Source organism: Methylocaldum sp. GT1BB (genome assembly GCF_051027545.1).
Lineage (GTDB): Bacteria > Pseudomonadota > Gammaproteobacteria > Methylococcales > Methylococcaceae > Methylocaldum.
The window spans coordinates 4,307,391-4,329,908 of sequence record NZ_CP194902.1 but is presented as its reverse complement, the minus strand read 5'-3'; the positions used below and the strand labels follow the sequence as shown (position 1 = coordinate 4,329,908).

Sequence of the window (22,518 nt, the reverse complement as noted above, 5' to 3'; positions counted from 1 at the left end):
CGGAGCCGTGACATCGCACGGGGCCGGGGTTTTCGGTATGGCCTGAATCTTGGGATTCAGGGACCTGAACTTCGTCAAGGGAGAACTACTGTGCTCCGCTTACGCAAAATGCATCGGCTGCATCGCCGGCCTTTTGCCTTCATTCTGATACTGATTGGCCTAGGTTATTTTTCATCGTCCCCTGGGGGGCAGGAAAAAACGGCCTCGCTAAGCCTCGATGCGGCTATTTCTCAGGCGCTCGCCAATAATCCGAGCCTCGCCGAAATCAACGCCCGCGCCGAAGCGATGGCGACGGTTCCGTCGCAGGCCGGCAGTCTGCCGGACCCCACCTTGAGCGTCGAAATGCTGAACCTTCCCGCCGACAGCTTCGATGTCCGGGAGGACTTCATGACCATGGTGGATGTGGGCCTCAGCCAGACCGTTCCGTTTCCGGGCAAGCTGGCGCTCAAGGAACAGGCGGCCGGATTCGAGGCAGAGGCTGCCACGCAAACGGTCGAAGAAGCCCGTCTGCGATTGGTGCGGGACGTGAAACTCCGCTGGTGGCAACTGTTTTACCTGGAGCGGACGCTGCAAATTCTCACCGAAACCGAAACCACTCTGCGTGACGTGATCCGAGCCGTTCAGGCGCGTTACCGGGTCGGCGAAGCCCTCCAACAGGATGTGCTCCAGGCGCAACTGGAACTGTCCAAATTGGGCGAGGAGCGGCTGATTCACACCGCCATGCACCACCGCGAAGTGGCCCGCCTCAATGCCTTGCTCGACCGCCCGCCGACGACCTTCTTCGGTTTGGCCTACGACCAGCCTGACGAGCTTCCGGAGATGCTCGCCGAGGAGCAGCTGGACGAAGCCGCGGAACAGGGGCGGCCGCTGCTGAATCAAAAACGGCGCAACGTCGACGCCGCTCAAAGCCGAGTGGAGCTGGCGAAGAAAGACTATTATCCAGACCTCACCTTCAGCGCCGGCTATGCTTTTCGCGATCGCGCCCCCAACGGCGAGAACCGCAGCGATTTCGTTCGCTTCGGAGTCAGCCTCAATCTTCCCGTCTATGCCGGACGTAAGCAGGCGAAGGCGGTGGATCAGCAGCAAAGCGAATGGCTGCGCGAAAAATATGCGCTGCAGGACGCATTCAGAAAGGTTCAGGCGGACATCGCTGCGACGCTGTCCGATTACCGGCGCGCCAAGGACCACCACGCCTTGCTGCGCCACGAAATCGTCCCCTTGGCCGAGCAGACCGTCGCATCCTTGAGAGCGAACTTCGAGGTCGGCAAGGCCGCCATGGCCGATCTGCTCCGCGCCACGGCCAATCTCCGCAACGCCGAAATCCAGGCCTGGCAAGCTTACGCCCAGGCGCAGCAGGCTTTGGCCAGGCTTTCCGCCGCGGCCGGCAAGGAGGCCTTATGAACCGATCGGCCGTGTTTTTGATATTGGCGGCGCTGATCGTCGGCCTGGCTTCGGGCTATTGGCTGGCCGGGTTCCGCGAGGGCTCGGAGCCGTCGACTCCCGCCGAGAAAAAAGTCCTGTATTACCGCCACCCCATGAATCCCTCGGTTACCTCGCCGGTCCCGGCGAAGGACGAAATGGGTATGGATTACGTTCCGGTCTACGAGGATCAGGCACCGGAAACCGGGCAAGCGGAACCGCATCCGAGCGCCGAAACGCCCAAGAAACGCAGAATCCTTCATTACCGGAACCCGATGGGACTTCCCGATACTTCGCCCGTGCCGAAAAAAGATTCCATGGGGATGGATTACATTCCCGTCTACGCCGACGAAGAAACACCCGGCGAAGCCAATATCGTCAAAATCAGTCCCGACAAGGTCCAGAAGCTCGGCGTCCGGACGGCAGCGGTGGAGCAGCGGGATCTGGTCCGCACCGTCCGCGCGGTCGGTCTCATCGAGGCGGACGAACGGCGGCTCCACACGATGGCGCTCAAGTTCGACGCTTACATCGAAAAGCTCCACGTCAACGCCACCGGCCAATCGGTTAAGAAAGGGCAGCCGCTGTTCGAACTGTACAGCCCCGATCTGGTATCCGCGCAGAACGACTACCTGATCGCCAAAAACAGCCGATCCGCGCTGAAAAACGCCGCGCCGCACACTCAAGCCGAGATGGAAAGTCTGGTGCAAAGCAGCCTGGAGCGGCTGCGTTACTGGGGCGTCTCGGAGGCCGAAATCCGGCAGTTGGAACGAGAGGAGATCGTCCGGCGCAATCTGGTCATCCGCTCGCCGGTATCCGGCGTTGTCATGGAAAAAATGGCCATTGCCGGCATGCGAGCGATGGCAGGCGACACCTTGTTCAAAATCGCCGATTTGTCCTCGGTCTGGATCATCGCCGAGGTCTTCGAGCAGGAGCTCGGTCTGATATCGAGCGGGCAGGCCGTCCGGGTCGGACTCGACGCCTATCCGGGCCGAACCTTCGACGGCAAGGTGACTTTCGTCTATCCGACCCTGAATTCCGAAACCCGGACGGCCCGTGTTCGGATCGAGCTGCCCAATCCTAAAGGGCTCCTGAAGCCCATGATGTACGCCCATGTCGAGTTGGCCGGCACCGTCCGGCCAGCCTTGGCCATTCCAGAGTCCTCGGTGCTGGAAGGGGGCAGGCGCCCTCGGGTTCTGGTGGATCGCGGCGAGGGCCGTTTCGAGCCTCGCCTGGTCCGGCTGGGTACGCGAGGCGATGAGTGGGTGGAAGTCTTGGAAGGCCTGAAGGCCGGCGAAAACGTGGTGATCAGCGCCAATTTCCTGATCGACGCCGAAAGTAACCTGAAATCGGCCTTGGACAGCTTCGGCGCTCCGGAGCCGCCGGCGCCGGGTAATCACGCCGATCATGGGGGAATGTGATGCTGGCACGAATCATCGAATGGTCGGCGCGCAACGTCTTTCTGGTGCTGCTGGCGACGGTGTTCGCCGTCTTCGCCGGCATTTATTCCGTGGTGAAGACCCCGCTCGACGCGCTGCCCGATCTCTCCGACGCACAAGTCATCGTTTACACCGAATATCCCGGCCAGGCCCCGCAAGTGGTGGAGGATCAGGTCACTTATCCCTTGACCACCGCCATGCTGAGCGTGCCCCGCTCCAAGGTCGTGCGCGGTTTCTCGTTCTTCGGCGCATCGTTCGTCTACATCATTTTCGAAGACGGTACCGACATTTATTGGGCGCGCTCGCGGGTTCTGGAATATCTGAACTTTGCCGCCAAGCGGCTGCCGATGGGCCTGACGCCCACACTGGGACCCGACGCCACCGGCGTCGGCTGGGTTTACCAATATGTCGTGCAAGGCGCCCGGCACACTTTGGCGGAACTCCGCAGTCTCCAGGACTGGTTCATCCGCTATCAGCTCGCCAAGGCGCACGGCGTGGCGGAAGTCGCCAGCGTCGGCGGCTTCGTCCGGCAGTACCAGGTCGTCGTCGATCCGCGCCGGCTCCAGGCTTACGGAATTCCATTGAGCACGGTCAGCGAGACGATCCGGGCGAGCAACCGTGATGTCGGCGGGCGGGTCGTCGAAATGAGCGAAACCGAATACATGGTACGCGGCAAAGGGTATCTACGAGGCATCGGCGATCTGGAGAAACTGGTGCTCAAGGCCGAAAACGGTACGCCGGTGCTGCTCAGGGACGTGGCTCGGGTGGAACTGGGGCCGGACGAGCGGCGCGGGCTCACCGAACTGAACGGCGAAGGCGAGGCGGTTTCCGGCATCGCCATGGCCCGCTACGGCCAGAATGCGCTGGACGTGATCCGGAATGTCAAGGAGAAACTGGCCGAAATCAGCAGCGGCCTGCCCGAGGGCGTCTCGGTCGAAGCGGTTTACGACCGCTCGGGTTTGATTTTGAGGGCCATAGCCAATCTGCGCGAAAAGCTCGTCGAAGAAACCCTCGTCGTGGCCGCAGTCTGCATCGTCTTCCTGCTCCATATTCGAAGCGCCCTGGTGGCCATCATCATGCTGCCGATCGGGGTGCTGATCGCCTTCATCGTCATGCATCTTCTAGGCATCAACTCCAATATCATGAGCCTCGGCGGCATCGCCATCGCCATCGGCGCCATGGTGGACGCCGCCATCGTGATGATCGAAAACGCCCACAAGCATCTGGAACGGGCGGAGCCTCATGAAAACCGGCTCGCCATCATGACCAGGGCGGCCCGTGAGGTCGGCCCCGCCCTGTTCTTCAGCCTCTTGATCATCACCGTCTCCTTCCTGCCGGTGTTCGCGCTGGAAGACCAGGAGGGCCGCTTGTTCAAGCCGCTGGCCTACACCAAGACCTTCGCCATGGCGGGGTCGGCGCTGTTGTCGGTGACTATGGTGCCGGTGCTGATGCTCCTGTTCATCCGGGGGCGGATCGTGCCGGAGCACAAGAACCCCGTCAGCCGGGCGCTGATCTGGCTGTACCGCCCCGTCATCGCCTTCGTGCTGCGCGGGAAGAAGTTGACCATCGCTTTTGCCCTGCTGGTTCTAGCGGTGACGGCTTACCCGCTGTCCAAGCTCGGCAGCGAATTCATGCCCACCTTGAACGAAGGCACGCTGCTGTTCATGCCCATGAGTCTTCCGGGGCTTTCGGTGACGAAGGCGGCGGAGATCATGCAGATTCACAACCGTATCCTCAAGACCTTTCCCGAAGTCGAGTCGGTGTTCGGGAAGGCCGGCCGCGCCGCCACCGCCACCGACCCGGCTCCGCTCGAGATGTTCGAAACCGTCGTCAATCTCAAGCCGGAGGACCGGTGGCGGCCGGGCATGACCACCGAAAAGCTGATCGCCGAAATGGACCATGCCACCCAGATGCCCGGCGTCACCATCGCCTGGACCATGCCCATCAAGAACCGCATCGACATGCTGTCCACCGGCATCCGAACGCCCATCGGCATCAAAGTGTTCGGTAATGATCTGACAGAAATCGAACGGCTCGCGACCGAAATCGAATCGGTCGTCAGAACCGTCCCCGGCACGACCAGCGCCTATGCGGAACGGATCACCGGCGGCTATTACCTGATCATCGAGCCGAATCGCCTGGCTCTGCCGCGCTACGGATTGAGCATCGGCGCCTTACAGGACGTGGTCGCGTCCGCGCTGGGGGGCGAGACGGTCACGACCACGGTGGAAGGACGGGAGCGCTACGGCGTGGTCGTGCGTTATCCCAGGGAATTCCGCGACTCGCCCGAGGCCATCTCCACCCAGGTGCTGGTCCCGACGCCGTCCGGCGCCATGATTCCCTTGGGGCAAGTGGCGCGCATCGGCTTGACCAAAGGGCCCGCGTCCATCCGTACCGAAAACGCCTTGCTGTCCGCCTACGTCTACGTGGATCTCCGTGGACGCGATATCGGCGGTTATGTGGACGCCGCCCGACGGGCCGTGCGCGAGCGGGTGAAATTCCCGCCCGGCTATTACCTCACCTGGAGCGGCCAGTTCGAGTACATGGAACGGGCCAAGGCCAAGCTCCGCATCGTGGTGCCGATGACGCTTTTGATCATCGTGGTGCTGCTGTATCTCAACTTCAAGCGCGTAACGGAGACGGTCATCGTCCTCCTGTCGCTGCCGTTTTCGCTGGTGGGCGGCATCTGGCTGATGCACTGGTTGGGCTATAACCTCAGCGTGGCGGTCGCGATCGGCTTCATCGCCTTGGCCGGCGTCGCGGCGGAAACCGGGGTGGTCATGCTGATTTATCTGGATCAGGCGCTGAACAAGCTGAAGGAACGACGAGCGGCGGCCGGCGAACGATTCAGTTCCTCCGACCTTCACGCCGCGATCATGGAAGGGGCGGTAGAACGGGTCAGGCCGAAGGTGATGACGGTCGTCGCCATCATGGGGGGACTCTTACCCATCATGTGGGGCTCGGGCACGGGCTCCGAAATCATGCGCCGCATCGCCGCGCCCATGGTGGGCGGAATGGTGTCGTCCACTTTATTGACCCTGATCGTGATTCCGGCGATTTACGCGCAAGTCAAAGGTTTATCCGTCGAAAAAACACCCGTTGAGGCAAGGAGGTGCGGCCGGAAATAGCGCCAATTTTGTTCGAAATACTTCGCAGTTTGGTAATCGAAAACCTTTGAAAGGAAAAAAACCATGAGAACCAAAATCGTAATTGCTGTTTTAGCCTTGTTCGGACTATTGGTTTCCTGCGCCGAAAGGAGCCCTCACCCGATGGACATGTCCGTGGCGCTTCAAAGCGCCAAGACTTCCGCCGATCATCAAGCCTTGGCCGATCATTACGAGGCGGTCGCCAGGGAGATGGAACAGAAGGCCGAGGAGCATAGGCAAATCCTCGCGCAGTTCCTGAAAGATCCTCATGACTACCCTCGGGAGTATAAAGGAGGCAGTTTCGAAGCTCATTGCAAGCGGCTGATTGATATTTACGAGCGAGCTGCCGAGGCCAATCGAGACATGGCGGAAGACCATCGACGGATGGCGGGCGGAGCCAGGTAACGCCCATCGGTTCGGGGACATGGAAGTCTCTACCCATGTCCCTTAACCTGATCGAGGTTAACCGTTCACATCCAGCCCCCGGATGGGAATAATCATCCCGCCCCGGTGATTTAATGGGAAAACATCATGCCGATCATCGCCACTCCATCTGATTATCGGTTTCCATGGTATGTGCGGCTTTTCTTTTGGAACCAGAAGCGCCGCTATGGCGGCGTGCTCGAATCCGCGCGCCTGTGGGCACGAATGCCCAAAGTCTTTGCCGCCCTGGCGCTGCTCTATGGTGCGCTCGACCGCCGCACCTCGTCGATCGAATCGACACTACGCTCGCTCATCACGGTCCGTGTCTCCCTGATCAACGGCTGTCATTTTTGCGTCGATCTCAACTTTTTTCTCGTCCTCCGGCGTGGACTCGATCCGGAAAAGCTGGCGCCGATTGCCGATTTCGACACGAGTCCTTTGTTCAGCGAGCGGGAAAAGGCCGCGCTGGCTTACGCGGAGGCCGTGACCGACTCGGGCCGCCACCCCGCGTCGAAGCACTTCGAGCAACTGCGCCGCCATTTCGATGACGATGCGATCGTCGAATTGACTGCTCTGATCGCCTTTCAAAACTTGTCGAGCAAGTTCAATGCGGCCTTAGGTGTAGAACCGCAGGGATTCTGCCCCGTGATTCCGAAACCGAAGGCCGAAGAGGACACGCCATGAGTTCAGTCCGTTTGAGCGTTTCTTCAAAATCCGGTGTCACGGCTCTGACGATCATTCAATCGCATCCCAGGAGAGGTTCATGCTGAAACCCAATAGAAGCCGATGCCGTTTTGGCATCCTCTTGGCGGTCGCACTTTGGAGCCTAGCGGCCGCCGGAGAACAGGCAGAACCTCGCCTGGACTTGGAACGCCTCGTTCAAGAAACCCTGGAGAACAATCCGGACATCCAGTCCGCGCGGCAGCGTTTCGAGGCCGCCCGAGCGGTGATCCCGCAAGTCCGGACCTTGCCCGACCCCAAGATCAATCTGGGCTATCGGGAGGTCGTCGAGCGGGAAGCGATGTACGGGGTCAGCCAGGAAATTCCCTTTCCGGGCAAGCTCGGCCTCAGGGGCGAGGTGGCCGCGAGCGAAGCCGATCGGATCGAACAGGAATACCTGGCGGTGCAACTGAATGTGGTGGCGCAACTCAAGGAAGCCTTCTACAACCTGCATCTGGTGCACAAATCCCTCGAAGTCGTGCGGAAGAACCTCGGTTTGCTGCAAAACTTCGAGAAAACCGCGAAAGCCCGCTACATGGTGGGACAAGGGACGCAGCAGGACGTGTTCCGCGCCCAGACCGAAATCTCGCGGGTGCTGCAGCGTCTGGCTATTCTGGAACAGCAGGGCATATCACTACGGGCAGAGATCAATCAAATTCTCCGGTATCCGCCCACCCGCCCTTTGGGCGTGCCTCAGGAGATCCGGGTCACGCCCCTTGAACACAACCCGGTAGAAATCCAGGCTCTGATCGAGCAGGCGGCACCGCTGCTGCGGGCGCAAATGAAAGACATCGAACGGAGCGAAAATGCCATCGCTTTGGCGAAACGCGAGTATTTCCCCGATTTCGAGCTGAGCGCGCTGGGTCTTCGCAACGAAACGATGCGGCGAGACGGCTATCAAGTGATGCTGGGTGTCCGGGTACCGCTGTATTACGCCACCAAACAACGTTACGGCGTGAAGGAGGCGGTGGCGAGACGGGAGGCCGCCCTGCAGGACTGGTGGGCGGTAAAACAAGCGCTTTCGGCCCGGGTGCAGGACAACCTCGCTCGCGCACAGAGGGCGGAAGAATTGGTCAAACTGCTGGCGGAGGTCCTCATTCCGCAAGCTCGCCTGACCCTGGCCTCGGCTCAGGCGAGCTATGCCGTCGGCAAGGTGGATTTTTTGACCCTGCTAAACAGCCTCTTGACCTTGCAGGAAAACGAGATCGAACTGCACGGCGAGATGACCGAACACGAAAAAGCGCTGGCCCGGCTCGAGGAGATTATCGGAGAAAGACCATGACAAAACGACAGGATTGGCGTTTTGCACGCACGGCAGTGCGCCCGGAGGGTGGAGCACAAGGATGTGCGCCATGATAAACGGATGGCACCCGCCGCGATCTAGAACGCTGTGGGCGGTAGGACTGATTACTTCATTGCTGCTTGTGGGGTGCGGAAACGAGGGGCCCGCACCCGCTACCCCGCCGCCAGCGGCCCACGCCGGCCACGGGGCGGCTCCGGGCGGAGAAGAAGCTGCACCGCCCGTCGCGGTCCCGGGTGGCACCAACACCATGACCATCAGCCCGGAACGGCTACAGGAGATCGGAGTCCGGTTCGAGATTGCGGAACAGCGGCCCCTGACCCGGACGATCCGGACCGTGGGCCGGGTCGAGATCGACGAGCGCAAGCTCGCCAACGTCAACATCAAGATCGAAGGCTGGATCGACCGGCTGTACGTGAGCGCCACCGGGGATCGCGTCAAGCAGGGCCAAATATTGTTCACTTTGTACAGCCCTGATCTGGTCGCCACCCAGCAGGAATACCTGCTCGCTCTGCAAAGCGTCCGAGACCTCGGAACGAGCGAATTCCCGGAAGTGGCGCAGGGCGCCCGGTCCTTGCTGGAGGTGACGCGCCGGCGCTTGGCTCTGTGGGACATCACCGAAGACCACATCGAGGATCTCGAGCGCACCGGCGCAGTGCTCAAGACCCTGCCCATCCACGCGCCGATTTCGGGCACCGTCATCGAGCGCAAGGCCGTGGCCGGGATGTACGTCAAACCGGGCGAGCCTCTGTATACCATCGCCGACCTGACCTCGATCTGGATTCTGGGCGACATTTACGAATACGAACTGCCTTTGATCAAGGTCGGGCAGACTGCCGATGTGACGCTCTCGTACGATCCCAAAACCCATTTCGAAGCGCGCGTCGACTTCATCTATCCCACCCTTGATCCGCAGACGCGCACCGCCAAAGTCCGCTTCACGCTGGCTAATCCCGAGGAACGGCTCAAGCCGGACATGTACGCCAACGTCGAGCTGAACGTCCCGCTGGGGCTGCGGCTCGCGGTGCCGAAAGATGCGGTGCTCGAAACCGGGGAGCGGAAAATCATCTTCATCCACCATGGCGGCGGCAAGCTCGAATGGCGCAACGTGACAACGGGGGTGCGAGGCGCGGAATGGGTCGAGATCACCGAAGGCATCGAGCCGGGCGACCACGTCGTTACCTCGGCGAACTTTCTGATCGATTCGGAAAGCCAGCTGAAGGCCGCCGTAGGCGGCATGGCCGGCATGAAACATTGAGGCACATACCATAAGTCCAAGGGAAATCGAAATATGCTCACATACAACTCCGGGCTGAAACAGTACTCTCGCCGCTTGCGTAAGGGCATGACCGATGCCGAGCAAAAACTGTGGAGACATCTGCGCGGAAAGCAGATTGGGAATGCGCAGTTCTACCGGCAAAAACCCATTGGAAACTTCATCGTCGACTTTTACTCGTCCAAAGCCGGGTTGGTCATCGAAGTGGATGGTGCCCAGCATCTGGGCGTTGACTATCGAAACAAGGATGCGCACCGAGATGCCTATCTCAACGGACTCGGACTCAAGGTGTTGCGCTTTAACGATCTTCAGGTATTGCTGGAATTGGATGCCGTGCTGGAGGCGATCCATCGGGAAGTTATGGAGCGGATTCGTGGAAATCCCCCCTAGCCCCCCTTTTTCAAAGGGGGGAACAAAAGTTCGCCCCTATTGATCGAGGGGGGAAAAGCAACTCGCCCCGGTTGACCCATCAGGGAACAAAAGCTTATCTCCTGTTGATCGCGGGATGATTGTTGGTAAAGAGAACCGAACTCACCCCCCTTTGAAAAAGGGGGCTAGGGGGGATTTCCATGGTCGAAAACATCATCGAGTTCTGCGCCAAAAACCGCTTCATCGTGTTCCTGCTGGTGTTCGGCCTGGCCTCGGCGGGTTTTTGGAGTTTAAAGAACACCCCGATCGATGCCCTGCCGGACCTGTCCGATACCCAAGTCATCGTCTATGCCAAATGGCCGGGACGTTCGCCGGACCTGGTGGAAGACCAGATTACCTATCCCATCGTAACCGCCTTGATCTCGGCGCCCAATGTCACCGTAGTGCGCGGCTTTTCGGACTTCGGCTATTCCTACGTTTACGTGCTGTTCAAGGACGGCACCGACATTTATTGGGCCCGTTCGCGCGTCCTGGAATACATGAGCCAGTTGGCCGGACGGTTGCCCGAGGGCGTGACGCCCCAGCTTGGGCCGGACGCCACGGCGGTGGGCTGGGTATTTCAGTACGCCCTCGTCGACGAGACCGGACAGCAAGACCTCGCCTCGCTACGTTCCTTTCAGGATTGGTACCTGCGGTATTGGCTGGCCAGCGTGGACGGGGTGGCGGAGGTGGCGAGCGTGGGCGGATTCGTGCGCCAATACCAGATCAACCTGGATCCGACCAAACTGCTGGGTTACCGGCTATCGGTATCGGACATTGTGGACAAGGTGCGGATGAGCAATTTGGACGTGGGCGGTCGGGTGGTGGAACTTTCCGGCGCCGAATACATGGTGCGCGGCCGCGGCTATATTAAATCCGTTGCGGATATCGAGAGTATCGCGGTGGGGGTGAATCCCGGCGGAACACCGATCTTGCTGCGGGATGTCGCGACGGTGACGCTCGGGCCGGACATGCGGCGGGGTCTGGTGGAACTCGACGGTCGGGGCGAAGTGGTGGGCGGCGTCGTGATCATGCGCTACGGCGAAGACGCCCCCAAGGTCATCGACCGCATCAAGGCGAAACTCAAACAAATCGAGCCTTCGCTGCCCCCGGGCGTCAAGATCGTGACGGTTTACGACCGCAGCGACCTGATCCGGCAGTCCATCGCCACGGCCACCGAGAATCTGATCGAGGAACTGATCGTCGTCAGCGTCCTGATCGCAGGCTTCCTGCTGCACTTCCGCTCGGCCCTGATCCCCATCATCACCCTGCCGCTCGCTGTGCTTATCGCCTTCATCCCCATTTATTTCATGGGGCTCGGCCTGAACATCATGTCCATCGGCGGCATCATCGTCGCCATCGGCGATATGGTGGACGCCGCCATCGTGATGGTCGACAACGCCCATAAGCGCCTGGAGGAATGGGACCGGGGCGGTCGACGGGGCAGCCGCGAGCGGGTGCTCATCGATTCCGCCAAGGAAGTGGGTCCCGCGATTTTCGCATCGCTCCTGGTCATTGCCGTGGCGTTCATGCCGGTGTTCACCCTGGAGGCCCAGGAAGGCCGGCTGTTCAAACCATTGGCCTGGACCAAGAACCTGTCCATCGCCATGAGCGCGGTGCTGGCGGTGACCTTGATTCCGGCCCTGCTGTCGCTCCTGATCCGGGGGCGCATCCGGCCCGAGGCGCGCCATCCGGTGAGCCGTCTTTTGCAGCGAGCCTATGCGCCGCTGCTCAGGCTCGCGCTGCGCTACCGCGTGTCCCTCATGGTCTTGTCCGTTTTGCTCGTCGTCAGCATCATTCCGGTCTATCAGCGGATGGGCTCGGAGTTCATGCCCCCCCTCTACGAGGGCACCATCCTGTACATGCCCACCACCTTGCCCGGCATTTCGGTGACCGAGGCGGGCAAGCTCCTGCAGCAAATGGACCGGAAGCTCATGGCCGTCCCCGAGGTGGCGCACGTGTTCGGCAAGGCCGGGCGCGCCGAAACCTCCACCGATCCGGCGCCATTTTCCATGATGGAAGTGATCGTCGAACTCAAGCCCAAAGAAGAGTGGCGACCGGGCGTCACCTATGACAGTCTGGTCGATGAGATGGATCGGACCCTGCAGTTTCCGGGCGTCACCAATGCCTGGACCATGCCGATCAAGGCGCGCGTCGACATGCTGACCACCGGCGTGCGCACGCCGGTGGGGATCAAGATCTTCGGCCCCGACCTGAACCGAATCGAGGCGATCGGCAAATCGATCGAAATGATCGCGAAAGAGGTGCCGGGTACCCGAAGCGTCTATGCCGAACGGGTTTCCGGCGGTTATTTCCTGGATTTCGCCATCAATCGCGAGGAGATCGCCCGCTACGGTCTTTCCGTGATGGACGTGAACCGATACATCGAATCGGCCATCGGCGGGGAGAACATCGACATCACCATCGAAGGCCGGGAGCGCTATCCCATTAACGTACGTTATCTCCGGGAGCTTCGGGACGACCCGGACAAGCTGAGGCGGGTGCTGGTCGATACGCCCAGCGGCGCCCAAGTGCCGCTGGCGCAGCTGGCCTCCCTGCGCATGGTCAGCGGTCCGGCCATGATCCGGGACGAGGACGGCATGCTGTCGGGCTACGTCTACGTGGATATGGCCGAACGGGACGTGGGCGGTTATGTTGAGGAGCTCAAACGGCGCGTGGCGGAGAACATCGAGCTGCCGCCCGGCTATACCCTCACCTGGTCGGGGCAGTACGAATTCATGGCGCGCGTCAAGGAACGGCTCAAGCTTTTCATTCCCTTGACTATCGCCATCATCTTCGTGCTGTATTACTTCACCTTCCGCTCCGTCACAAAGACCCTCATGGTCATGCTGGGCGTCCCTTTGTCCTTGGTTGGCGGAATCTGGTACCTGGCCTTGCTCGGCTACAACATGAGCATCGCGGTCTGGGTGGGGCTGATCGCCCTGGCGGGCGTTGCCGCCGAGACCAGCGCGGTGATGCTGGCTTATCTCGACGAGGCGGTCAAACGGCGCCAGGCAGCGGGTCGACTGAAGTCCCTCGAGGATCTCACGGAGACGGTATTTTCCGGGGCGGTGGAACGCATCCGCCCCATGGCCATGGCCGGGGGCGCCAACATCATAGGGCTCATTCCCGTCATGCTGGCCAGCGGTACCGGTGCGGATGTGATGAAGCGTCTGGCAGCCCCCATGATCGGCGGCGTCGGTTCCGCCATGCTGCTCACACTGTTCGTCATCCCGGCCGTTTACTTGATTTGGCGCTGGCACAAGGATGTCAAATACCAAGTGCCGGACCAAGGGCCATGAAGCTTTCCGGCCCGGTAAGCCGTCGAAGTCTCCTAGGTTAGGATTAGGCATCGCTTAAACGATGGACGCATGCTGCACTGAAAAAGCCGGTGCGCTTGAGCTACTCCGCGGGCGCCAAGCCAAGACCCTCCGGATCGTCTTGGCTCTGAACGCGATGATGTTCATCGTCGAACTTGTTTCCGGCCTGATCGCCGGCTCGGTCGCTCTCCTCGCCGACGCCCTCGATATGCTGGGCGATGCGTTGGTCTATGGCTTCAGTCTCTACGACGGCATTGTGAAGTATTACGAATCGACGCTTTTATCTTCCGCCGTTTCCTCTCTTCCTCCGATTGAGAAACAACGGATAAAAATTCCGGCTTGGCGGATCAGATCATGAAACCTAGCCCCTAAGAATGAATATCTCCCGTTTCATTATCTTTTGAGTGAGCTGCGGTCAAACCCCGCATGAAGGCATGAGCGGCCCGAAATGACGGCTGCCGATTCCCACATATGAACTAGGAGAGGAGATCGATATGAAGCATTCCCAAGTTCTCGGCATCGTGCTGTGCTATGTCCTAGGCGTCGTTAACGTGTTGAGCGCGGCCGAATCCAAGGCGGCCGGCGGCAAAGTTTACGCTACCGCCTGGTTCGGGGGTGAAGTTGGGGTCGTTGATTTGAACACCGGCAAAACGATTCGGACGGTCAAGGTCGGTGTCCATGACCACAATGTTTTTTTGAGCCCGGATCAAAAAACGGCCTGGGTTACCAATAATAACGACGGTACGGTTTCCATCATCGACACGGCTACGGATCAAGTGAGCCGGACATTCCGGGTCGGTAACGGCCCTCGCCACACCTTCATCAGTTCCGACGGCAAGGAAGCTTACGTCACCACCGAGTTCGATGACGCCGTCGCGGTGATCGATCCCGGAACCTATGCTCCGCTGGCCACCATCAAGGTCGGCCGCATGCCGCACTTCGCGCTCATAGCGGGCGACCGGGTGTTTGTCAGCAATTTCGGCAGCGGCGACGTGTCGGTTATCGACAGGACCAACCGGAACGTAATGGGCACCATACCGGTCGGGCTCGGTCCTTTGGGGGCCGGTTTCGCCAAGGACACTCAGCGCGTTTATATCGCCTGTCATGCCGCCAACCATGTTGCCGTTATCGACGGCAACAGTCTCCAGGTCATTACCCGTATCCCCACGGATGCGGGGCCGGTGCAGGTGACGGTAACGCCCGATCAGAAACATGCTTACGTGGCCAACGACGGCGCCGGCACCGTGCAGAAGATCGACCTGGCCAACAATGCGATCGTCAAGACCGTCGCGATTGCGCCGAATGCCGGCACCCATGGCATCGGCTTTGCGGCCGATGGAAAACTGCTGCTCTTGACCAATACGGGAAATAACACGATCTCCGTGATCGACGCCACGAAGGATCGTATCACCAAGACCATCAAAGTCGGCACGGCACCGGAAGGCATCGCTTTCAAGCGCCCTTGAGCAGGAGCTGAAAGAGTTCCGATAGCTGGTTCGGGCTAGTAGGCCATTGCCGAATTCGGGATTGGTGGCCTCGATCCGCCGGGTTCAGCCATGTTTCATCCGGGCTGCTTGCCCATCGTGGCGCAAGTACGTTCGGGTAGACCACTCGATGCGGCTTCCGGACCGCTTTGGGTTTAGAGCAGTTTCCATTCGTATGTAGGGATTGATTGCAAATGGCCTTAGAGCGTTTTCATCGCGCTCGTACGGCAAAACCAGCTTGGCGGACGTCGTTGGCGCCTTCGGCTCGGGTGAATGGATTCAAGCATTCGTAGGTCGGCAATCCTTTCCCAATCGCAAACGGTCGCTTTAGTCGCGACCCTTCCGACGAAGACGCTCGGCCGGGACGTGGCGTCGGGAAAGGATTCCCGACCTACGGGGGGATGCACGGTCGTAGGTCGGCAATCCCTTGCCGACGAAGACGCTCGGCCGGAGCATGGCGTCGGGAAAGGATTCCCGACCTACGCGCGAGTGCCCGTACAGTAGATATGAAAATGCTCTAAGTACATTCCGCAAATATTTGCGGAATCTCGACAGATTGGCTAGATTGGCATGGTTGTCGTGCAGGTTGCCTATGCCGCAAGACTTCCCTGAATGTACTTAGTGTGGGAGCGGGCTTTAGCCCGCGATAATCGCTCGATCGCGGGCTAAAGCCCGCTCCCACAAGCCGTAAACCAATCCGACAGCCGCTCTAAGTGTAAGAAATTGGACGCGAGGCCAAATAGAACCGGGATAATGTGCCGGACCAATCGGCCTGGAGCCGATTTGCACGCGAAGCGCGGCCTACAAAAAGCGTGGTGTGCTACGGCGGTGAAAAAGCGCTCCAACGCGCGTCAGGGCAGCACGATCGGCTCGTCGTCCAGCGAGAGCAGAAACGCCATCAGGTCGTCCTGGTCTCGCAGGGTATAGCCGCCTTCTTTATCCACCCAAACCTCATGGCCGCTGCCGTCCACATTGGCTTTTTGGAGGCGCGGATCGGCTCGGTTGGCCGCGACGACAGAGGCGCGCAAATCCCGGTCGAGCAACGCCCGCAAACTATTGCGAGGGTCTGGGGCCATACCGCGAAAGAGAAAGCTCATGCCGAGTTGGTCGGTCTTGGCGACGACCATGCGGTCGCCCTCGCGGCGAAATGCCTCGGGTCCCGCGGCGACGCCGCCGTCGTGCAGATAAGGCGCGCTGACCCGAATGCCGACGAGCTTGGGCACTTTATAACCGCCGGCGGGATTGCCCTGGGCATAGGCCAATCGCTGATCTTCCTCCGGAGTGATATCGGTCGGCACGGGCAGCATCTCGGGATTCGCCGGCAGGGGCACCGGCACGTCGGCGGGATAGGTCTTTGGCGGTACGAAGCTCCACCAGAATGCGGCCAGCGCCTTGGCGCGCGACGGGTGCGTGCCGAGGGTCGGCTGAGGAAGGACGCGATTGTTGGTGAAGTTTGGAGCGCTATGGCAGTTGATACAGCCAGCCTTCGAAAATAGTCGTGCGCCGCGCCGTATCGCCTCCTTATCGTCGGATGGACTGGGCGGCGGCGACAAGGTGTTCTGCCAGGCCGACATGCCGTTGAGTTGCGCCGCAACGGGCATTCCCGGCGTGTTGGGCATCAGCCCATCCAAAATGAAAATCGAGCCTTTCGGATAGCCCGGCATGGTAACGGCCTGATTCATTCCGGGCGTTCCGGGCGTCGGATCGATGCGCTTGAAGAACAGCGAGGGCTGTTCGCCTTCGGACAGCCGGAAGCCCTCGTTCGCGGAGCGCTGCAGGATGACGCCCAGATAGGTTTCCTTGTCGATGCCCAGCAAGGACTCGCTAGAATCCGCGCCGGTGGTCATGTCCGAATTGGTGCCGTGGACATTGGCGTTCAGCGTGGTCAGCCCATGGAACCAGCCGGTCGAGGCGAAACCGCTCCAACCGTAGGGCCAGGCGCCGAAGGTGTAGGATGTCGGAATCTGAGTCGGATTGTTTTGAAGATCGCCGGTGGAATCGAAGTTGCCGGGCGGCCATGCCAGCAGGGCAGCGTCCACGGCGTCCTCGACCGCCCGCGGGTCGGGCAGACGGGCGTTTCGGTCGTCGGTCTTGAGATAAATATGATCGCCGGGGGGCAGGCGCATCGGGTTGACGTCGGTCTGGCGAAAGAAGGCGGCCGAATTGGTGGCGAAAGCCAGTAACAAGCCGGGATTCACATCCGCATTCGGCGCGCCTTCGATGATGGCGCCGGTGGATGGATCGACCGTCGCGTGACACGCGGCGCAGGTCATGCCGACCCGGATCTGTCCCTGCTGCAGAAAAACCCGCATGCCGAGCGGAATGAGTCCGCCCGCCGGCACATCCAGGCCGGTATTGACCCACGTGCCCCGCCTGAAGGTCCGCCCTCCGATCGTTACGTCGCGGTCCAGCTGAACCTGGAGGTTGGTGGTCGGCTCTCCGCCCAGCGCCATCGTGGCTTTCGCCAGTTTCCATAGGTCAATGGGCCCGTCGATGACGCCGACGACATCCGTCAAGAAGACTTCGTTGCCGTAAGTCTCCTCGTAGAATGCCCGACGCCCGAGCTCCAACAACTCACGGGTGATCTCCACGGCTCCATTCGCCGGCGCGAGGTTGCGTTTTCCGTCGGCCGTCTGCAGGAGTCTGGCCGCCTCGGCTTTGCCGACGGTTCGGCCCAATACGTCGTAGGAGCCGATTTCCTGCGGAGTCCCCCTGGCTTTCGGGGTTAGCGTTTGGCTCGTCTCCGGTGTACCGGGAATGGCCAGATCCGCGAAAAAGAAGACATAGACCAAGCCATCGCTGATGAAGAGCACCGAAAGCAGCATAACGAGCCAAACTTCTGGTCGTAATCGCATAGAAACCATCCTTGGCTGGGTCTGCCTGATTTAGATTTTAGATTCGAGGCCGCAGCATCTACTCCGTATCGCGGAGAACGCCGTGAATTTACTTATACCATCAAAAGTCCCATCTTACGCCGCCTTCCAGGGTATGGTTGGTGGCGCCGCTGATGATCAGGCTGGTGTAGTTCACGAATGCCGAAACCGAGTTGGGCATCACAAACTGTGCGCCAAAGCCCACGTTGGCCCAATTGCGTATGGGATCGGGCGTCACGAATGACGTCGCGAACCCGCCGAGCCCGAGGGTGTTCGTGATAGCCTGGCTGCTGTTGCGGTATTCGTGGACCCACTCTCCGAAAACGCGGGGCAGAACCACGCCATACGGGGTGCTCCAGACGTAGTTGAGCTCGGTTCCCACGGTGGTGGTTACCGAATCCCGATATTGCTTCCCCATGGTGATTCCGACGCCGCTGTCGCTTCGTTCGCGGAACCGGTTGATTTCGGTCGAAATCCCCGCCGCCTGGACGTACGGGATGACGTTCAAGCCGCCCCAATTGAAGTTATATCCCGCCCCCAATGCGGCGCTGTACTCGTCGCCGGTGTAGTTGGCCTCGTAGTTCACGCCGAACGACCGGCGTTCCGACCGGTTGTCGTGAAGGGCATAGCCGATGGTCAAGTCGACATAGGCGTTCTCGAAGGGGACGAAGGTCAGGAATGGCGTAAACCGGAAGCTATCGGCCCTAAAAGTGCCTAGCCCCTGAACCAAGTCCGAACTGGTGCTGACATAGTTGAACAGCAGGCCCGTCCGTAGCCAATCGGTCACCTGGTAATCGGGACCGACGGTTACCGTGCGTCGATTGATGGCATAGCCGGGCAAGGATTGGCGCGTGTTGACGTCGCCGAAGCTTCCGCCGGCGGAAAAGAACAGTCCGAGGTTGCCCAGCATCAGATACTGGTCGCCGCTCGCCCCGCCGTTCGTGCCCTGAATCTCTTCATCGGCTTTTTGTTGCGCCATGCGCATTCCGCGCATCAGGTTGAGGCTGCGGGCCATTTCGGACGTCGGACGGTTGAACTGAAAATCCACGAAATTCAGCTGATTGATCTGCTGCGCGGCGGGCAGGGCGCCTTGCGCCGCGCCGAACAGACAGTGATAAATCGCCAGGGCCGAATCGTAGCTGCCGCCCAGTCCGGTGCTGCCGCAGAACAGCGAATCCACCGCGCCGTTGTAGCTCACGCTGTTCCCGGTGATCTGCGAGCGTATGGCATCAAACGAGGAAAACCGGTACAGCGCGCCATTGCTCGGGACGTTTCCCGAATTCGCTGCGAGGGCATCGTAGGTGTTGATGTAGTCGCTCATCGATTGAGCGCTCTCGAAGGAAACGATGGAGCCATCCGGACGGATGAACTGCATGGGCGACAGGCCCACTTCCGGGGCGATTCCCGCGCTCTCGGCGAACGACTGGAACGCCTCGACGTCTACCGACCACATGTGCAACTGGTTCAGGCCGGCGGGAGAGAAGACGTCCGCCGTGCCTTCCACCGGCCGCATAACGGGCACATAGCTGGCGAAATCGTAACCGAACTGTTCCTCGGGCGTTGCCGGCACGAACGAAGTCGTCTCTAAGGTCTCCGCTTGCGAGACATTGCCGGCGACCAAGGTGAGCGCGGAGCACATCAGCGCGATCCGGCCGCCGGGAAATCTCGATATGGACAGAATCCGGCCGCTATAGCCGGGGCGGCAAAAGTCATTAAGAACCCGTAACGGCGGACGGATTGGGACGTTGGCAATGCTCACGAGCTTGTGCTCCTCTTATTGGTTTAATTGTTCGATAAGCCCTCCATGAACGGATGAGATTCCTATGCGCCCGTGGCCGGTGTTGAGCGAACCATGAGCCCCCCATTTGGATCTTGAGTCAGCCGCAAATTTAAGCACAAAACTTCGTTTCGGGTCTGCCGACGATTTCGGCCGATCTCGGGGAGTTTTCGTGAAGTGTCCGGGTCGATATCGGGAAGGGGCGATTCTTTAGGTTGTTGTCCATGGACGATGATGTGACGGATGATTTTGCGACCCGTCAGGGGTTCTATCCGAATCTGGACACGTGGTTATTCGAACCGATCGATCGGTTCCGCCGCGATCTCGGCCTGTGGTTCGATCTGACCGGCTTCGGGCGGGAGGAGACGCCGTTCCGGACAGTGATGTCCGCGCCCGGTCTCACGCTCAGACGCTATGGTCCCGAACCCGAGCCCGAGCCCGAGGCCGGGCCGGTCCTGCTGATCGTTCCGGCACCGATCAAGCGCGCCTACATTTGGGACCTGGTGCCCTGGGCCAGCGTGGTCCGGCGCGGACTGGAGAGCGGCCTGTCGGTTTATCTGGTGTGCTGGGAACGTCCCGGCCGTATCGGCCAATCCTTCGGTCTGGCCGACTATGCCGACCGTCTGATTCTCGACAGTGTCAGGGCCATCGGAAAAGAACGAGGAAACGGGCCGGTTTTCCTGGCCGGGCATTCGTTGGGGGGAACCTTGGCCACTTTTTTTGCGGCCTTGCATCCGGAGTGCGTCAAAGGATTGATTCTTTTGGGCGCTCCGCTGCATTTCGGGCGGGATGTGGGACTGATCGACCGCTGGATCGCCACGGCTCCGCCGGCGCAATACTTGACCGCGGTCGTAGCCCCTGTGGCCGGTTCGCTGCTTAGCGGGTGCTCGTTCCTCGCGGATCCTTTGACCTTCGGTTGGCGCCGCTTATTGAACGGGTTTCGAAGCCTCGGCGACCCGCAGGCTCAGCGAACCTATCTGGCCGTGGAGCGTTGGGCATGCGACGAAATGTCCATGGCGCCGGCGCTATTCGAGGAAATCGTCGAGTGGCTGTATCGCGAGGACCGTTTCATGCGGGGGAATCTTTCGATCAACGGCCATAAAGTAGCCCCGCGGCTCGTCGAGGCTCCGGTTCTCAGCGCCGTGGACCCGAACTGCCGTATCGTCCCGCCTCAAGCGGTGTTGCCTTTCCATCGCGCGGTGCGGAGCCGGGATACCACGGTGCTCTGGTATGGCGGGGATGTCGGCGTTTCGCTCCAGCACGTCGGCATGCTGGTAGGGCAGGAGGCCCACCGCAGCCTGTGGCCGGAAATCATGCGTTGGGTTCATGCCCGCGCGCGCTGATCCCGTTCGGAAGCGAACCGAATGTTGCTGCCTGGTTATCCCTTTACGAACAATTACCTACGGAGTCGGGCGTATATCGGAAAGCGTCAGAGTCGGGTTTAATAAACTTCACTTCCATGCAGACGGTGCATGTGAGCCCGAAACAAGAAGGTTTCGGTTGGGACTGTGGGATGCTGCGAAGGGACAGCGGAACTCGCCGGGAAAAGCATCCCAATAGTCGACGGACAAGGCTATAACTGGATCGCCAAGGCACGGCTTCTGCGTTCACGGGACGGTGATCGCAACGGACAAGGATGTCCGGATCCAGTTTCCTCTTCTCATGTCGGTTTCCGCCAAGACCGCGGATTGCAGGAATCAGGGCGAAAATCCGGGGAACACCCTACCGCGAGCCTTTGCCCGAGCTTTGATTCGATACTGCGCCGATGGTTCAGCCTCTCAACCGCATTCATCCGGTTTCGGGGCGATTCCCCTGGATATCAGCAACTCCCGAACGGCGAGCGTGACGGGATAGACTTCCTGGTTTCGATCTCTCCCCAGTTCGTCATAAGCCCGCTGTTCCGCTTCCACCGCCATGCGGTCCTCGGCGAACACCGCTTCCGCAAAATGGCGGAGGAGCGGCCATAGCACATGAATCAAGCCGGGAATCCGGGGTTTCCGGATCATCAGAATGCCGAAGCTTTGATTGGTTTTTTGGTCCGGGTCTTTCGGCACGTAGACGCACCACAAACCGACGCTCGGAAATTCGGAGTCGCGCCCCGCGATCGTTAGGGTTTGGTAGGGATACTCGGTCCGGATGGTCATGACGTCGTATTCCTTTTCCGCGTGGTCGCCGCCGAACGAGAGAAGATCGGACCCTGAATGCCGGCGCCCGCCCAGATGATGGAAGTGATACCTCGCTTCGACCCATCCGTCGCCCCTGGCTGTGCCGAGCAGCTCCGGTCTGATCTTGCCCATCAACCGCCGATGCAGGAATTGATGATTCATATCCATCAGGTTCTCGTGCATGAACGAATAATGACAATCGACCTGCCGGGAAAAGCACATGGGCTTGTAATCGGGGGAATCGCGAAGCGCAATCTCGGGCAGCGGAACCTGGTCCGCCAAATCCGGATGGCCCGGAAACACGAAGATCGCTCCATAGGCCTCTCGGCAGGGATAGGAGCGAACGCCGGGCGGCGGTACGGTATCGGGTCCGGCGTAAGGAATCGCCGAGATCCGCCCGTGTTGGTCATATCGCCAGGCGTGGTATCCGCATTGAAGATGGTCGCCGCAGACAACCCCCAGGCTAAGCGGAAACTGGCGATGGGCGCAGCGGTCTTCCAAGGCGAATATCTTGCCCGATTGGGTCCGGGCGATGGCGATAGGCCGGCCGGCGAATACGGCTCCGAGAACCTTGGCTTTTCCGACTTGATGCGCCCAGGCGAGCGGATACCAATAGTCGGGATTGATTCTCATCTTGCGCAGATCCGGTATGGTTTGGGAATTTCTGAGCTGGCTCATCGTGCACCGTGATTCCTTTCAGGATGAACTGGAGCGATCGCTGGCTGTAAAAAGCCCCAACTTTAGGACTGTTTTACGGCCGCTTCGTTCGGG

At 60.3% G+C, this 22,518-nt stretch carries 15 protein-coding genes; 12 read left to right on the top strand and 3 right to left on the bottom strand.

All coding sequences use genetic code 11. The features are described from left to right. Nucleotides 1-90: 90 nt before the first annotated feature. The 11 genes from ACR2TX_RS20660 to ACR2TX_RS20610 all read left to right on the top strand — a co-directional run bounded on the left by ACR2TX_RS20660 (nucleotide 91) and on the right by ACR2TX_RS20610 (nucleotide 14,914). Complete coding sequence (locus tag ACR2TX_RS20660; RefSeq protein ID WP_434130632.1) at nucleotides 91-1,401, top strand: TolC family protein; 1,311 nt, start codon at nucleotides 91-93, stop codon at nucleotides 1,399-1,401. Then, a complete protein-coding gene (locus ACR2TX_RS20655; protein WP_434130631.1) occupies nucleotides 1,398-2,837 on the top strand; it encodes an efflux RND transporter periplasmic adaptor subunit in 1,440 nt (479 codons plus the stop codon). Before ACR2TX_RS20660 ends, ACR2TX_RS20655 begins: the two co-directional genes overlap by 4 nt. Further along, complete coding sequence (locus ACR2TX_RS20650) at nucleotides 2,837-5,983, top strand: efflux RND transporter permease subunit (RefSeq protein WP_434130630.1); 3,147 nt, start codon at nucleotides 2,837-2,839, stop codon at nucleotides 5,981-5,983. Before ACR2TX_RS20655 ends, ACR2TX_RS20650 begins: the two co-directional genes overlap by 1 nt. 63 nt (nucleotides 5,984-6,046) lie before the next feature. After that, nucleotides 6,047-6,406, top strand: coding sequence for a hypothetical protein (locus ACR2TX_RS20645; protein WP_077731122.1), 360 nt, complete (start codon nucleotides 6,047-6,049; stop codon nucleotides 6,404-6,406). Nucleotides 6,407-6,532: 126 nt separating this feature from the next. Continuing rightward, nucleotides 6,533-7,108: a carboxymuconolactone decarboxylase family protein gene (locus ACR2TX_RS20640; protein WP_156879998.1), complete on the top strand. Its 576-nt coding sequence runs from the start codon at nucleotides 6,533-6,535 to the stop codon at nucleotides 7,106-7,108. A gap of 79 nt (nucleotides 7,109-7,187) precedes the next feature. Next, on the top strand, nucleotides 7,188-8,426 hold the full coding sequence (locus tag ACR2TX_RS20635; protein ID WP_156879997.1) for a TolC family protein: 1,239 nt from the start codon (nucleotides 7,188-7,190) through the stop codon (nucleotides 8,424-8,426). Between the two features lie 70 nt (nucleotides 8,427-8,496). Further along, nucleotides 8,497-9,702, top strand: coding sequence for an efflux RND transporter periplasmic adaptor subunit (locus ACR2TX_RS20630; protein ID WP_434113126.1), 1,206 nt, complete (start codon nucleotides 8,497-8,499; stop codon nucleotides 9,700-9,702). A 33-nt stretch (nucleotides 9,703-9,735) separates the two neighbouring features. Beyond that, nucleotides 9,736-10,110, top strand: coding sequence for a DUF559 domain-containing protein (locus ACR2TX_RS20625; RefSeq protein ID WP_156879996.1), 375 nt, complete (start codon nucleotides 9,736-9,738; stop codon nucleotides 10,108-10,110). A gap of 179 nt (nucleotides 10,111-10,289) precedes the next feature. Next, nucleotides 10,290-13,430, top strand: coding sequence for an efflux RND transporter permease subunit (locus ACR2TX_RS20620; protein WP_434130629.1), 3,141 nt, complete (start codon nucleotides 10,290-10,292; stop codon nucleotides 13,428-13,430). Nucleotides 13,431-13,569: 139 nt separating this feature from the next. Next, the gene (locus ACR2TX_RS20615; RefSeq protein WP_205780810.1) at nucleotides 13,570-13,806 is read left to right on the top strand and encodes a cation transporter; all 237 of its coding nucleotides are present in this window, start codon (nucleotides 13,570-13,572) and stop codon (nucleotides 13,804-13,806) included. 136 nt (nucleotides 13,807-13,942) lie between these two features. Beyond that, entirely contained in the window at nucleotides 13,943-14,914 is a 972-nt protein-coding gene (locus ACR2TX_RS20610; protein ID WP_077731115.1) for a beta-propeller fold lactonase family protein, read from the top strand. Nucleotides 14,915-15,783: 869 nt separating this feature from the next. Here ACR2TX_RS20610 and ACR2TX_RS20605 read toward each other — a convergent pair. Both ACR2TX_RS20605 and ACR2TX_RS20600 read right to left on the bottom strand, forming a co-directional pair. Then, nucleotides 15,784-17,787 carry a hypothetical protein gene (locus ACR2TX_RS20605; RefSeq protein ID WP_434130628.1) on the bottom strand — a complete coding sequence of 668 codons (2,004 nt, stop codon included), beginning with the start codon at nucleotides 17,785-17,787 and terminating at the stop codon, nucleotides 15,784-15,786. A gap of 100 nt (nucleotides 17,788-17,887) precedes the next feature. Beyond that, entirely contained in the window at nucleotides 17,888-19,564 is a 1,677-nt protein-coding gene (locus tag ACR2TX_RS20600) for an autotransporter outer membrane beta-barrel domain-containing protein (protein ID WP_434130627.1), read from the bottom strand. A 242-nt stretch (nucleotides 19,565-19,806) separates the two neighbouring features. Between ACR2TX_RS20600 and ACR2TX_RS20595 the strand changes: the two genes are divergently transcribed. Next, on the top strand, nucleotides 19,807-20,925 hold the full coding sequence (locus ACR2TX_RS20595; protein WP_434130626.1) for an alpha/beta fold hydrolase: 1,119 nt from the start codon (nucleotides 19,807-19,809) through the stop codon (nucleotides 20,923-20,925). Between the two features lie 435 nt (nucleotides 20,926-21,360). Here the strand turns inward: ACR2TX_RS20595 and ACR2TX_RS20590 are convergent, their stop codons facing one another. Beyond that, nucleotides 21,361-22,425, bottom strand: a complete 1,065-nt coding sequence (locus tag ACR2TX_RS20590) for an aromatic ring-hydroxylating oxygenase subunit alpha (protein WP_156879990.1) — start codon at nucleotides 22,423-22,425, stop codon at nucleotides 21,361-21,363. Nucleotides 22,426-22,518 lie beyond the last annotated feature (93 nt).

Bases quoted from the DNA above. Each gene is read 5' to 3' on its own strand.
- ACR2TX_RS20655 (WP_434130631.1), top strand. From the start codon at position 1,398: ATGAACCGATCGGCCGTGTTTTTGATATTGGCGGCGCTGATCGTCGGC.
- ACR2TX_RS20650 (WP_434130630.1), top strand. From the start codon at position 2,837: ATGCTGGCACGAATCATCGAATGGTCGGCGCGCAACGTCTTTCTGGTG.
- ACR2TX_RS20645 (WP_077731122.1), top strand. From the start codon at position 6,047: ATGAGAACCAAAATCGTAATTGCTGTTTTAGCCTTGTTCGGACTATTG.
- ACR2TX_RS20640 (WP_156879998.1), top strand. From the start codon at position 6,533: ATGCCGATCATCGCCACTCCATCTGATTATCGGTTTCCATGGTATGTG.
- ACR2TX_RS20635 (WP_156879997.1), top strand. From the start codon at position 7,188: ATGCTGAAACCCAATAGAAGCCGATGCCGTTTTGGCATCCTCTTGGCG.
- ACR2TX_RS20630 (WP_434113126.1), top strand. From the start codon at position 8,497: ATGATAAACGGATGGCACCCGCCGCGATCTAGAACGCTGTGGGCGGTA.
- ACR2TX_RS20625 (WP_156879996.1), top strand. From the start codon at position 9,736: ATGCTCACATACAACTCCGGGCTGAAACAGTACTCTCGCCGCTTGCGT.
- ACR2TX_RS20620 (WP_434130629.1), top strand. From the start codon at position 10,290: ATGGTCGAAAACATCATCGAGTTCTGCGCCAAAAACCGCTTCATCGTG.
- ACR2TX_RS20610 (WP_077731115.1), top strand. From the start codon at position 13,943: ATGAAGCATTCCCAAGTTCTCGGCATCGTGCTGTGCTATGTCCTAGGC.
- ACR2TX_RS20605 (WP_434130628.1), bottom strand. From the start codon at position 17,787: ATGCGATTACGACCAGAAGTTTGGCTCGTTATGCTGCTTTCGGTGCTC.
- ACR2TX_RS20595 (WP_434130626.1), top strand. From the start codon at position 19,807: ATGGACGATGATGTGACGGATGATTTTGCGACCCGTCAGGGGTTCTAT.
- ACR2TX_RS20590 (WP_156879990.1), bottom strand. From the start codon at position 22,425: ATGAGCCAGCTCAGAAATTCCCAAACCATACCGGATCTGCGCAAGATG.